Origin of the sequence: Anaerococcus degeneri (assembly GCF_017874475.1) — a bacterium.
GTDB classification, from domain to species: domain Bacteria; phylum Bacillota; class Clostridia; order Tissierellales; family Peptoniphilaceae; genus Anaerococcus; species Anaerococcus degeneri.
In genome coordinates this window covers 203,404-217,191 of record NZ_JAGGLO010000001.1, presented here as the reverse complement: position 1 = coordinate 217,191, position 13,788 = coordinate 203,404, and the positions used below count along the sequence as shown (strand labels likewise).

The window sequence follows — 13,788 nt, the reverse complement described above, 5'->3', positions numbered from 1 at the left end:
TATAAGGAGAAAATAATGGATTTAATTTACAAAGGCAAGACAAAGGACATCTACAGCCTCGAAAATGGCAACATCTTGATGAAATTTAAAGACGACGTTACTGGCAAGGACGGCGTTTTTGACCCAGGTGAAAACCAAGTTGGCCTATCAATAGAAGGTGCAGGCAATGCAGGCCTTAGGATGACAGAATTTTTCTTTAATAAACTAAATGAAAAAAATATCCCAACCCATTATGTAGGTGCAAACATTGATGAAAACACAATGGAAGTTAGAAAAGCAAGAGTATTTGGCAAGGGCCTTGAATTTATCTGCAGATACAGGGCAGTAGGATCTTTTTACAGAAGATACGGAAAATACATAGAAGAAGGCGCCCCACTTGATGGATTTTTTGAAATAACAATAAAAGATGACGCTAAAGGCGATCCTACAATTTCAAAAGACTGCCTAGAAGCTCTAAACATCGCAACAGCTGACCAATACGAAGAACTAAAAAGACTTACAAAAGAAATTTGCGGCCTAATCCGTGACATCCTAAAAGAAAAAAATCTTGACCTTTATGATATAAAACTAGAATTCGGCCTAGATGAAAACGACAAAGTCATCCTAATAGATGAAATCTCTGGCGGAAATATGAGAGTCTACAAGGGCAATGAATACATCGAGCCTCTTAGACTTACAGAAATGGTTTTAGACTAATTATAAAAATCCCTTTTTAAAAAACTTAAAAAGGGATTTTACTTTATTAAAATTAGAATTTTAAATAAACACATTTATTTTAAAAATTACATTATACTATAAATTTTTACTCGAAACTCAATTAAATCTTTATATTTTTAGATGTTTTTTTACTCTAAACTTCTAATCCTGTCTACAAGGCTATTTTGGCTATGCTTTTCATAGAATCTACCTGTAAATAATATCCCAATAATTATATTTACAAAGTTTACAAGGATAAGCGGCATGATTACAAATTTATAGGAAGTCCACTTAGTTGCTGCCATAAAATCCATCAAGATAAATTTATCTACAATAACCATAATGATGAAAGAAAATACTAAGCCACATAAAGAATAGATCAAATTCTTTTTCACCAAATATTTTTTAATATTTTTCTTAGTCACTCCAATTGCTTCAAGAATTGATAAGTTAACCATATTTCTCAAAATTTCAGTAGCAATGACATTTATAAAATTCAGTACAGATATTAAGAATAATACTATAGATAGACTGTAACCAGCAAATTCTATTAGGTTTTTAAAATCCACAATGGACTTTATTTGAAGTTCCCTTGAATCGTAAGAAAATCCTGGATCGTTTTCAAAAGATTTTAATAATTCATCAAAATTTTCCTTTTCACTATCCTCCACATCAAATCCATAGGACATTATACTTTTATCTCCAGTCAAATCTTTATATTCATTTGGATTCATATAAATATATTCCAAACCTAAAGTAGGACTTGATTGGTCGTTTATATTTTCCTGAATTACAGGAAAATACCTAAGACCATTTGAAAAGTTATACTCAATCTTGCCCATCACTTGGACTTCTTTGATTTTATTTTTTACATTGATTTTTATTTTATCGCCAGTTTTAAATGAAGATTTTTTATCTCCATATTCTCCTATAATAATATAATTTCCTGTTTTCCATTTATCTTTATCAAAATCTTCATCTATAAATTTTTGTTTGTTTATTAGATAATCATCTATGCCCAATAATATTGGAGCAACTTTATTGTCTTCTATTTTTATATCTGGATAAGAATACTGATAACCATAATAGTATAATGCTCCCCCAGCTTTAAATCCATTTTGATTTTCTATTTCATGAATAAACTTTTTGTCAATTCCTTCTTCACTGTCTAAATACATATATCTAAAATATTTTGGACTTGCTATATTATAATCCGTTGCAATTACATCAGATATTCCTTTTTCTAAATCAATATTGCCTGTATAAGTTAAGACACTATTCAAAATAACAGCGGATAGACTCATAGACAGAATAATTGAAATAAATCTAAATTTATTGGAAAAGACTTGCCTTCTAGCAAGCTTGCCTAGAGAAATATTCTCGCTTTTATATTTCTTTTTTATCGTGGTTTCATTGTATCTGCTGGCATCTATTGGAGAAACTTTTGCTGCATATCTTGCAGGTTTCATAACTGATAGAAATACTGTAAGCAAAGTGAAGGCTGTCGAAAATAAAATAATTAAGATTATTACCGTTAGCGATAATTTTACATCTGTTAGCATCTCATTATTTGCAAATATTTTATTTAAAATAATTTTCCCTATAGAAATTCCGACTATATCTCCAACTATTATTGATGGGAGGGATGCTGCTATAGACTGTAGATGAACAAGTTTTTTGATTTGTGGCTTTGTCATTCCAATTGTTTTTAAAAGTCCCAGAAGTTTAATATCTTCATTTACTGATATTTTGAAAATATTATTTATTATCAAATATCCCGCGACTATTACTAAAATCAAAAAAGCTAAGAAGGGTAGAAATGTATTAAAATCAAAACTATTATCGCCTGATAAAAGATACGCAAAGTTAAGGCCAATCCTTATTTCCTTGTCGGATAAATCTCCAGGATTATCTGCCACCTTATAACCATTTCTCTCTGCAATTTTTAAAAGTTTATCCCTTATCATAAGGGAATTCTTTAGCATTACTTCTAAATCTTTATTATTTTCTGGAAGGGATAATTTATCAACATAAGCTTTTGATAAATAGATTTGTCCTACACCAACATTTGAGTCAATAGGATTTTGGAAAGTCCCCGAAATAATAAATTTATCACTTTTATTTTCGATAATTTCTCCTGTGTAAGGTTTTTCTATATTGTAGGGAATTTCAATCTCTTCTCCAATTTCACCCTTATAACCTAATTTTTTTGCAGTTGCTAAATCTATAAATACGTCGTTTTCTTTTTCAGGAAATTTCCCTTTAACTTTTTCTATTAGCGACCATTCAAATCCATTTTTGTCCATATAGGATAGTTCTGCACTTATTTTTTCATCATTAAGAATACCAACTTTCTCTCTTATTGAAAAATCCTTTATGTCTTTATCCTTGGATAAAATATTTATGTCTTTGTCAGAAAGTTCTTTAAAACAGCCATGGCTGATTGTACCAATAGTTTTCATTGTTTGGGTTTCCATGCTCTTTCCTAAACCTAAGGCTACTGAAAATAGGCTCGTAAATAGTATAGAAGTTAAGGCAATTGCTAATAAGAGAATATTTCTCCTGCTTTTATTCGCATTTAAAATACTTTTTGCAAGACGTCTTATATAAGCTTTATTTTTGACTTTCATTTTTTTCCACCAGCCTTCCATCTTCTATCCTTAAAGTTCTTTCTGCGGCTTGAGCTACCGCATCATCGTGAGTGATCATAAGAATAGTATTTCCAAGCTCTTTATTAATCTTTTTTAGTAGATAAACAACTTGGGAAGATGATTTTGAGTCCAAATTTCCTGTAGGTTCGTCAGCTAGAATTATAGATGGTTTTGTAACCAAGGCTCTTGCTATGGCAACTCTTTGTTGTTGTCCACCAGATAATTCGTTGGGCATTTTATTTTTTTGATCGCTTATCTCAAGAATGTCTATCACAGACTTAACATATTTTTCATCTACCTTGTCCCCATCAAGACCAAAGGGAATAATTATATTCTCATATACATTTAGCATGGGCAAAAGGTTATATGATTGAAATACAAAACCAATATTTCTTCTCCTAAAAATGGTTCTCTCATCATCTTTTAAAGCATAAATATCCGCACCATCAATTAAAACTTTTCCACTTGTAGGATAATCAAGTCCCCCTAGTAAATGTAACAGGGTTGATTTACCAGAACCGCTTGCTCCAATTATGGAAATAAATTCTCCTTTTTCTACATCGAAAGATACTCCGTCAAGAGCTCTTACTTCCACGTCATTTGTTTTATAATATCTTTTTAAATTTTCTACTTTTAACATATCTATCACCTCTTTACATTTAATATAACATTCATATCTTACAAAATACTTACAAGACTTCTTACAATTTTGTAAGAAAAAAGACTTCTCACAAGGGGAAGTCTACTGAAAATTTTATTCTATTTTCGTCCAAAGACGCTCTTATATTTCCACCATGTTTTTCTATAATTTCTCTGGCTATATATAGACCTAAACCCAAACCGTCCTTGGAAACTGAATTTTTTCCTCTATAAAATCTTTCAAATATCTTTGGCAAAGCTTCTTCTGATAAGTCTTTGCACTCATTTTCTATGTCTAGATTATAGTTTAGGTAAGATTTATAAATTGAAATATTAATAGTAGATCCCTTTGGTGAGTATTTTATAGCATTATCTACTAGATTGTGGATAGCTTCTTTAAGCCATCTTTCATCTAAAGCGAATAAAAAGTCTTCATCTTTTAAATCTATTCTTATGTCTTTTTCATCTAATTTAACTTTAAATTCTTTCAAAACATCATTTACTAGGTCTTTTAAATTTGCTTGGTTTTTTTGTAATCCTATAATATCCGATTCAAGCCTAGAGGATTTTACTAGATTTTGAATTAAAAAATTTAGTTTATTAAGCTCATACTTTATAATTTCAATATACTCATCTTTTGGATCATCTTCTAAAAGACTGATGTATAGAGAAAGATTAGTAATTGGTGTCTTGGTTTGATGAGATATATCTGCTATTAAATCTTTTATTTTGTTTTTTTCTGTATTTATTTTTGCTTCTTTTACTTGGTTTGCGTATAAGAATTTAACAAGTTTTGATTTTATTTTAGAAAGTTCCTTTTCATCAAATTCTGTAATTTCTAAATTTCCATCCAAAGCCTTATCAATATAGTCTGAGAGCTCACTCATTTCACTTCTCAAGACAATATATTTATATAAAAGAATTCCAATTAAAATTACTAGAATACCTATTAAAATTTCCATTTATATCCAACTCCAAATACTGTTTCTATTGGGTCATAAGGTTTTAATTTATTTCTTATTCTAGAAATGTTGACACTAAGAGTGTTTTGATCAATAAATTCATCATCTATTCCCCAAACAAAATCAAATAGCAATTCTTTAGTAATAACTTGAGACTTGTTTTTTATCAGGTAGTATAAAATTTTTGTCTCTGTCCTAGTGAAATCTATGTTTTTATTATCTACAAAGAAAGTATTTTCATTAAAATTAAAATCTAAACCATCTTTATTATAAATATTTAAATCGCTAAGACCTATTTTTTCAAAAGCTCTCTTTATCTTGGCTTCTAAGATTCCCAGAGAAAAAGGTTTAGTCAAATAGTCGTCTGCACCTAAATTTATGGCAGAAATTATATATGCTTCTAGATCAATGGCTGATAAAACTATAATAGGAATTGATGAAGTTTTTCTCGTTAATTTTATTATTTCAAGTCCATCGCCATCTGGTAAGTTCATATCAAGTAGAATCAAATCAACACTAGAAATAAAAGATTTAGCTTCACTAACAGTGCTTATAGAGAAAACCTCATAATTTTTATTTAAAGCTATCGAAAGCCCTTTATTTAAATTTTTATCATCTTCAATTATAAGTATTCTTTTCATACCTTTTCCTATTCATAAAAATCATAAATATAAATCGTAATACGAATCTGAATATATTTCAAATCATTTATGCTTATTTATATACTATCTCTAGTAACTATACCATAAATAAAAATAACTTTATAAGATCTAAAACATAAGAAAAGCGAGTCTTAGACCCGCTTTTTTGATTAAAATGATATTCTAAATATTACTGCGATTAAACATAAAATAACTGCTAGGGGTACATATAGGAATTTTCCTATATTGTACCAGGTATCGCCGTAGACTTTCTTTGAACCAAGGTTGATTGCACCGAGTAATTGGTCTTTTTTCAAAATCCAGAACCAGGTGACAGCCCCAATCATTGCCCCTATTGGGATTACGTAGATTGAGATGATGTCCATAAATGGCCCCCACTGGCTAATCATTTCCATATTCACACCTATTGCAAAAACTACTATTCCGATTAAAACTAGAACCAAATTACGTTTTAATTTTGGATGCCTTTGCATAAGGGATTCTGCTACTACTTCAAACATATTTTGTAGGGATGATATACCGCCGAATACTACTGCTACGTATAAAATAATAGCAAAAATCCTACCAAAGGCCATATCTTGAAGGATTGTAGGTAGGACTTGGAATAATAATCCAGGTCCACCTGCTTGGTCCATACTATAAACAATAATTGCTGGAATTATTACAAAAGACGCAAGCATGGCTGCAACTGTATCAAGAAATCCTGTCATTTTTGAAGATGAAACTATATCTTCATCGTCAGAAAGATAAGCTCCTACTACTAGCATGCCCGATCCTGTTACAGATAGGGAGAAAAATGCCTGGCCCATAGCCTGGAGAATTGTTCCCCAAGATAGCATTTCTTTATCAAACCTAAACATGTATTTGTATCCTTCAATAGCATTTGGAAGTGTAAATATCCTTATTGCTAGGATTACAAAAAGTACAAAGAAGGCTGGCATCATAATTTTGTTTGATTTTTCAATGGTAGATGCTCCGCCTATACATGAAAGCAATGTAATTGCAATTATAAAAAAGTGGTATGGCACTACTGAGAATGGTTTTAAGGAAAAACTATCAAAATAAGATGTAGTGTCAGTAGTTAATAAAAATCCTGATAAGGAATCAACTAAGGCCTTTAGAACGTAGGCTACAATAACTGCATAGCCAATAGCTATTAGCAAAGATCCTATTAATGGGATGTAACCAATAAACTTACCTAAAACTGTGTCTTCCTTGCGGCTTTTGAAGGCCTTGTTGTAGGCACCGAGTGTGCCTGTTTGAGCATATCTTCCAACTGCAAACTCACTTGCAAGTCCACAATAAGAAAAAACACTTACAAAAAATATGTAGGCTATAAGAAAAATCAGGCCTCCCTTTTGAAACTTATATGGAAAGCCCCACACGTTGGCCATGCCAACGGCCGACCCGACTGCCGTGAGGATAAATCCTAATTTCGAACTAAACTTATTCATTTCTTTCTCCTTTATTTATATAAAAATTTATTTTCTTTGTCGGTATATCACTTTAAAGCATAGTCTAATTATAACCCATTTTGAAAATAATTCAAGAAAAAAATTCTCCTACAAAGATTTGAAATCTACCTAAAAACTTAGAAAGTTTCTAGCGAAAAATCTCTGTAGGAGTAAAAATTAATGGAAAAGAATCGCTGCTACACAAACTATTATTACTAGCGGTGTATAAATGTATCTTCCAATTTTTATGAAATTTTCAGTTTTTTGCTTTTTAGCCCCAAGATTTATCTCTTTTAATAGAACTTTTGGATCCATAATATAAAACCAAACCACAGCACCAAGCATGGCCCCGAGTGGGATTAGGTAATAGATTGTAATATCCATCAAGTGTGACCACCTAGCTAATGGGTGAAGGTCAACTCCTAAGATTAGGACAAGAGTGCCTACTAACAGCAAGGCTTGTTTGTCATCCATTTTAAATTCCTGGTTTAGGGTATGGGAAATCGATTCGAATATTGTTTGAAGTGAAGTCAATCCCGCCATTATTATTGCCATGTAAAATAAAATTGCAAAGCCACTTCCTATCCTCATAGAATTAAAAATACTAGGCAGGATGTGGAAAATTAGGGCAGGTCCCTCAGCGTGGCCCATAGAAAAAACTGCAATTGCTGGCACAATTATAAAGGCTGACAAAAGAGCAACTATGGTATCAAAAAGGCCTGTAAGTCCAGAGTTTGTCACTATATCGTGATTATCAGCAAGCATTCGTCCCACAAAAATCATTCCAAAACCCGTAATAGAAAGGGCAAAGAGAGCATCTCCCATGGCAGAAATTACTGTGCCTATGTTACAATCTTTTAAGTCAAACCTAAAAAGCAGCCTATAGCCTTCCCCTATGTTTGGAAGCGTTAACATCTTGATTAAAACTATAAGGTAAATTACAATCATAGATGGCATCAAAACCGAGTTTATTTTTTGAACCGACTTAAAGCCACCAAGACTTATTAAAATTACCATGACAATTATCAATAGATGGACTTCCATAACGGCGAAGGACCTTGAAGAAAAGTCTTCAAACCAAACTGATGGTGGGGTAATCAAAAGCCTTCCATTTATGGTATCCACCAAGGCCTTGGCCACATAGGAAACGATTATCGTATAGCCAACCGCAATAATTAGAGAAATTAAAAGCGGAAAATAGCCGTAAATTTTTGCTATTTTTGAGCTTGGACGGGAGGTTTTTATAGCTTTTTCATAAGAATTTACAACTGATCCCTTGCCCATCCTTCCGATTGCAAATTCGCTTGATAAGCCAACGTAGGAAAAAAGCGAGATGAAAATCAGGTAGAAAATCAAGAAAAATAGCCCACCCTTGTGAAACTTATAAGGAAAACCCCAAACATTTGCCATACCAACCGCAGAACCTGTGGCTGATAGGACAAAGATAGTTTTGGATTTTGTCTTAGGGAGCTTCATGACTAGCCCCTATATTTTTCTTGGATTTCTTTTATAAGAAGGTCATCTTCAAAATAATCAATTCCCATGGCAGCCTTGACCTCTTCGATTTTCTTAGCTCCTTGGACCCTGGCATCAGCTGTGCCTTTCTTTAGGATTTCAAAGACTTTTTCTATATCTTTTTCATACTCGGCACGCCTTGCCCTAATTGGTTCTAATTCCTCTTCTAGGACCTTGATTAAAAACTTCTTGCACTTAACATCACCAAGCCCTCCCCTTTGGTAGTGGGCCTTTAGTTCGTCAAGGTTTTTGTATTCAGGTAAATATTTTTCAAAATGGCTGTCATTTGAAAATACATCTAGGTAGGAAAAGACAATATTTCCCTCCACCTTGCCTGGATCGTCAATATTAATGTGGTCTGGGTCTGTGTACATGGACATGACTTTTTTCTTGACAGTTTTCTTATCATCTGCAAGATAAATCGCATTTCCTAAAGACTTACTCATCTTAGCAGCCCCATCAATTCCTGGCATACGGCGAGCCATTTTTGATTCTGGTAAAACTGCCTTTGGTTCTACAAAAATTTCCCCGTAGATATTATTAAAGCTTCTGGCAAGTTCCCTGGCTTGCTCTAACATTGGCTCCTGGTCTTCACCTGCTGGAACTAAATTGGCATCAAAGAGCAAAATATCCGCAGCCTGGCTTACAGGATATATCAAAAATCCTGCTGGAAGGCTAGTTTCAAAGTTCCTTAGTTTTATTTCTGATTTAACAGTTGGGTTTCTTTCAAGTCTTGAAAGTGTAACTAAGTTTAGAAAATAAAAGGTAAGTTCAGTAAGTTCTGCCACTTGTGATTGGACAAAGATGCTTACTTTTTCTGGGTCAATGCCCACACTTAGGTAATCAAGAGCAACTTCGATAAGGTTTTCACGGATCTTATCCGGATTATCAAAATTATCTGTAAGGGCCTGGCTGTCTGCAATCATGACGTACATCTTGTCATAACCACCTTCATTTTGCATCTTTACCCTATTTCGTAGACTACCAACATAATGGCCAAGGTGAAGTCTACCTGTTGGCCTGTCACCTGTTAAAATTATATCTCCCATAATTTCTCCTTTTTATCCAAAAAAGGGGAAGCTAATGCTTCCCTATTAATTTTCATTTTTTGCTAGATAAGCGTCTATAAATCCCTGGATGTCCCCATCCATCACTGCTTCTACATTTCCCATCTCATAATTTGTCCTGTGGTCTTTGACCATGGTGTAAGGTTGGAAAACATAAGACCTTATCTGGCTACCCCAGGCAATTTGCGAATATTTGCCTTGGATGTCTTCTATTTTTTCTTTTTTCTCTTCTTCTTTTATCCGAATTAGTTTTGAAATAAGGAGGTTCATCGCTGTTTCCCTATTTTGCATCTGGCTTCTTTCAGCCTGGCTTGTGGCAACTACTCCCGTTGGAATGTGGGTTATCCTAACTGCAGAGTCAGTCTTATTTACGTGCTGACCGCCTGCCCCACTTGCCCTGTAGGTATCAATCCTTAAATCTGATGGATCGATTTCTACAGTCGTATCCTCGTCTAATTCAGGAAATATATCTACTGAAGAAAAAGAAGTGTGACGCCTAGATTGGCTGTCAAATGGCGATATTCTCACAAGTCTGTGAACGCCTTTTTCTCCCTTTAGATAGCCATAGGCATAAGGACCCTTTACATGGATGGTGGCAGACTTAATACCGCCTGCTTCCTCGTTGTTTAAATCCTTAACCTCAACCTTAAAGCCCCTTTTTTCGCAATATCTGGTGTACATCCTAAAGAGCATGTCTGCCCAGTCTGTCGCCTCAAGACCACCTGCACCTGCATTTATGGAAAGGTAGGCATTGTTTTTGTCGTATTCTCCATTTAATTGGGTCTTAAGTTTTAGGCTCGCCAGGTCTTTTTTGATTTTTTTAAGGTTAGAATCAACCTCTTCTAGGATGGATTGCTCTTCATCATCGCTTAATTCCACCAATTCTATCAAATCTTTATTATCTTTGATAGCTTCTTCTATGTCTGTGTAGGCTTTTAAGTCTTCTTTCTTATCAGAAAGAGTCGCCATGACATTTTGGGCCTTGTCAGAATCATCCCAAAAATCTGGGCTCATTGATTTCTTTTGTAGGCCACCTATTTCTTCTTTTAGCCTAGCCGGGTCAAAGACTATCTCCGACTAGGTTTAAAGTTTCTTCGAGGTTTTTGATTTCTTCTTTTAGTTCAAATATTTCTCTCATATTATTTCTTTACAGTTGATTTCTTAGCTTCACGGTCTAATCTTCTGCGTTCAGCTCTATTTAGACCTTCGTAGTCTTCTTCATCTGTAGAAGGACCTGTTACATCCTCATGGCTTTCCTCTTCTGGAACAAGTATTTGCTTTCTTTGGATATTTTGTCTGATTTCTACATTCATCATGTATCTAACAGTGTCTTCTTGGATTGCCCTGGTCATTTCTTCATACATATCAAAACCTTCGTTAGTGTAGGCCCTAACTGGGTCTTCTTGGCCCATAGCCCTAACGCCGATTTCCTTACGCATTTGATCCATTGCATCGATGTGGTCCATCCATTTTTGGTCAATAACCCTAAGAAGAATTACCCTTTCAACTTCTCTCATGTTTTCTGGTCCGAAAGTAGCTTCCTTGTCTTCGTATTTAGCAAGAGTTGCACCTGTGATATAGTCGATTAGGTTATCTTGGGTGTATGAATTTATATTTTCAAAATGAAGTTGGGTTACAGGAACTCCTAGACCATTTAGGTAGTTTAGAAGGGCTGTCATTTCCCAATTTTCAGGCTTAACTTCTGGGTTAGTGAAAGTATAAACTGCATCTTTTATGACTTGCTTAATCATATCGATTATGGTTTCTTTCATGTCATGACCCATTAGAACTTCACGTCTTTCGTTGTAGATGATTGTTCTTTGTTTGTTCATAACGTCGTCGTATTGAAGGACTCTCTTTCTTGTTGCAAAGTTATTTGCTTCAACTCTTGTTTGAGCCTTTTCAATTGACTTTGTTACCATTCTTGATACGATTGGTTCGTTTTCGTCAAAATCTGCCTTTTGAACAAATTTTGCTACAGCTTCACCACCGTTTAATCTGATTAAATCGTCTTCTAGAGATATAAAGAATCTTGACTTACCAGGGTCTCCTTGACGGCCTGAACGTCCTCTTAGCTGGTTATCAATACGTCTTGATTCGTGTCTTTCAGAACCGATGATGTATAGACCACCTGCCTTGATTACTTCGGCTTCTTCAGCCTTGATTCCTGGTCTAAATTGATCTTTATAATGTCTAAATTTCTTTCTAACATCAAGGATTTCTTGGTTATCTGTTGCTGAGAATGAGTCAACTTCTTCGATTAGTTCGTCTGAAATTCCTTCTCTTCTTAGCTTTTGTTTAGCCATGAAATCTACGTTACCACCAAGGGTAATATCTGTACCACGGCCCGCCATGTTGGTTGCGATTGTTACTGAACCAAGTCTACCAGCTTGGGCAACTATTTCTGCTTCTCTTTCGTGGTTTTTGGCGTTTAGGACTGTGTGCTTGATGCCAGCTTGTTTTAGGGCATCAGAAAGTCTTTCACTTGCCTCGATTGAAATAGTACCTACAAGGATTGGTTGGCCTGTTGCGTGGACCTTGTTAATTTCGTTTATAATTGCGTTGAACTTGCCGCGTTCGTTGATATAAACGTGGTCGTTGTCATCTTCCCTTTGAACTGGTCTATTAGTTGGAATTTCAACTACGTCTAGCTTGTAGATTTCGTCAAATTCGTCTTCTTCTGTTTTTGCAGTACCAGTCATACCTGAAAGTTTATCATACATTCTAAAGTAGTTTTGGAAGGTAATGGTAGCAAGTGTTTTACTTTCTGCCTTAACTTCTACGCCTTCTTTAGCTTCGATTGCTTGGTGAAGACCATCTGAGAATCTCCTACCTTGCATGATACGACCTGTAAATTCGTCTACGATTTCAACTTCGCCATGGTTTACAACATAGTCAATGTCTCTTGTCATTGTTGTATTAGCCTTTAGGGCGTTGTTGATATAGTGAGATAGTTCTAGGTTTTCTGTATCAGAAAGGTTGTCGATACCAAAGAATTCTTCAGCCTTTTTTGTACCTTTTTCTGTAAGGTTTGATGATTTTCTCTTTTCATCTACAAGGAAGTCTACGTCTTCTACTTTAAATTCCCTATCAAATGGGTCAATATCTGCGTCTTCATTAGGATCTAAGATTCTACCTTCAAGAGTTTGGATAAACTCATTTGCCTTTTGATAGGTATCTGTTGATTCATCGCCTTGGCCAGAAATAATAAGTGGTGTTCTAGCCTCATCTATTAAGATTGAGTCAACCTCGTCTACGATTGCGTAGTTTAGGCCACGTTGAACCATGTCTTCCTTATAGATAACCATGTTATCCCTTAGGTAGTCGAAACCAAATTGGTTGTTTGTACCATAAGTAATATCAGCGTTATAATTTTCTCTTCTTTCACTGTTTGTAAGTCCGTAAATAATACAACCTACAGATAAACCAAGCCAGGTATGGACCTTGCCCATCCACTCTTGGTCACGCTTTGCTAGGTAGTCGTTTACAGTTACTACGTGAACACCATTTCCAGATAAGGCATTTAAGTAAGATGGAAGTGTTGCTACAAGAGTCTTACCTTCACCTGTCTTCATTTCTGCTATCTGTCCATTATGTAGTACAATACCACCTAAAAGTTGTACTGGATAATGCTTGATTCCTAGTACCCTATAGCTTGCTTCTCTAACTACAGCAAAGGCCTCAACTAAGAGGTCATCAAGGGTTTCTCCGTTTTTTAATCTTTCTTTAAATTCAATTGTTTTATGTTTTAAGTCTTCGTCACTTAACTTTTGCATATCTTCATCTAGTGCTAAGATTTTATCGACAATTTTTTTATTTTCTTCGATTTCTTTTTGACTAAATGATTTAAATATATTAAATAATGCCAAATTTTTCACCTTCCAATTCTTCACTTATCCTACCCTTATTATACAAAATTTCAATCAAAAATAGGCAATCTAGGCAAGGATTAATCCTATAAAAAATAAATATTAATTTTGTAAAATAAACTGATAATGATTCTAATCCACTATACATTATAATAGCTTTCTATAGTTAATTCAATCTATTTTCCCAATTTAAGGCAAATTTAATAGAAAAAAGACCTAAATTTCTTTAGGACTCCTTAGATTAATTTGAAAATTAATTTTGTTACTTAATAT

General features: G+C 34.1%; 10 protein-coding genes. 1 reads left to right on the top strand and 9 read right to left on the bottom strand.

The features are described 5' to 3' along the window. Positions 1–15 precede the first annotated feature (15 nt). The gene (locus J2Z38_RS01015; protein WP_209771367.1) at positions 16–696 is read left to right on the top strand and encodes a phosphoribosylaminoimidazolesuccinocarboxamide synthase; all 681 of its coding nucleotides are present in this window, start codon (positions 16–18) and stop codon (positions 694–696) included. Between the two features lie 149 nt (positions 697–845). Here J2Z38_RS01015 and J2Z38_RS01010 read toward each other — a convergent pair whose 3' ends face one another. From J2Z38_RS01010 to secA, 9 genes are all read right to left on the bottom strand, one after another. Continuing rightward, positions 846–3,347, bottom strand: coding sequence for an ABC transporter permease (locus tag J2Z38_RS01010; protein WP_209771364.1), 2,502 nt, complete (start codon positions 3,345–3,347; stop codon positions 846–848). Continuing rightward, the gene (locus J2Z38_RS01005; protein WP_209771360.1) at positions 3,310–3,987 is read right to left on the bottom strand and encodes an ABC transporter ATP-binding protein; all 678 of its coding nucleotides are present in this window, start codon (positions 3,985–3,987) and stop codon (positions 3,310–3,312) included. The genes J2Z38_RS01010 and J2Z38_RS01005 overlap by 38 nt, the downstream gene beginning before the upstream one ends. Positions 3,988–4,075: 88 nt before the next feature. Beyond that, a complete protein-coding gene (locus tag J2Z38_RS01000) occupies positions 4,076–4,948 on the bottom strand; it encodes a sensor histidine kinase (RefSeq protein WP_209771357.1) in 873 nt (290 codons plus the stop codon). Continuing rightward, complete coding sequence (locus J2Z38_RS00995) at positions 4,936–5,589, bottom strand: response regulator transcription factor (protein ID WP_209771354.1); 654 nt, start codon at positions 5,587–5,589, stop codon at positions 4,936–4,938. Before J2Z38_RS00995 ends, J2Z38_RS01000 begins: the two co-directional genes overlap by 13 nt. 170 nt (positions 5,590–5,759) lie before the next feature. After that, positions 5,760–7,064 (bottom strand): sodium-dependent transporter, encoded by a 1,305-nt coding sequence (locus J2Z38_RS00990; RefSeq protein WP_209771351.1) that lies wholly within the window; start codon positions 7,062–7,064, stop codon positions 5,760–5,762. Positions 7,065–7,241: 177 nt separating this feature from the next. Next, entirely contained in the window at positions 7,242–8,540 is a 1,299-nt protein-coding gene (locus tag J2Z38_RS00985) for a sodium-dependent transporter (RefSeq protein WP_209771348.1), read from the bottom strand. A 2-nt stretch (positions 8,541–8,542) separates the two neighbouring features. After that, positions 8,543–9,628 (bottom strand): tryptophan--tRNA ligase, encoded by a 1,086-nt coding sequence (gene trpS / locus J2Z38_RS00980; protein ID WP_209771345.1) that lies wholly within the window; start codon positions 9,626–9,628, stop codon positions 8,543–8,545. Between the two features lie 45 nt (positions 9,629–9,673). Next, a protein-coding gene (prfB, locus tag J2Z38_RS00975; protein WP_209771343.1) for a peptide chain release factor 2 occupies positions 9,674–10,784 on the bottom strand; the annotation gives its coding sequence in 2 pieces (ribosomal slippage) (positions 9,674–10,708 and positions 10,710–10,784; 1,110 coding nt in all). 1 nt (position 10,785) lies between these two features. Next, positions 10,786–13,515, bottom strand: a complete 2,730-nt coding sequence (gene secA, locus J2Z38_RS00970; RefSeq protein WP_209771340.1) for a preprotein translocase subunit SecA — start codon at positions 13,513–13,515, stop codon at positions 10,786–10,788. Positions 13,516–13,788 lie beyond the last annotated feature (273 nt).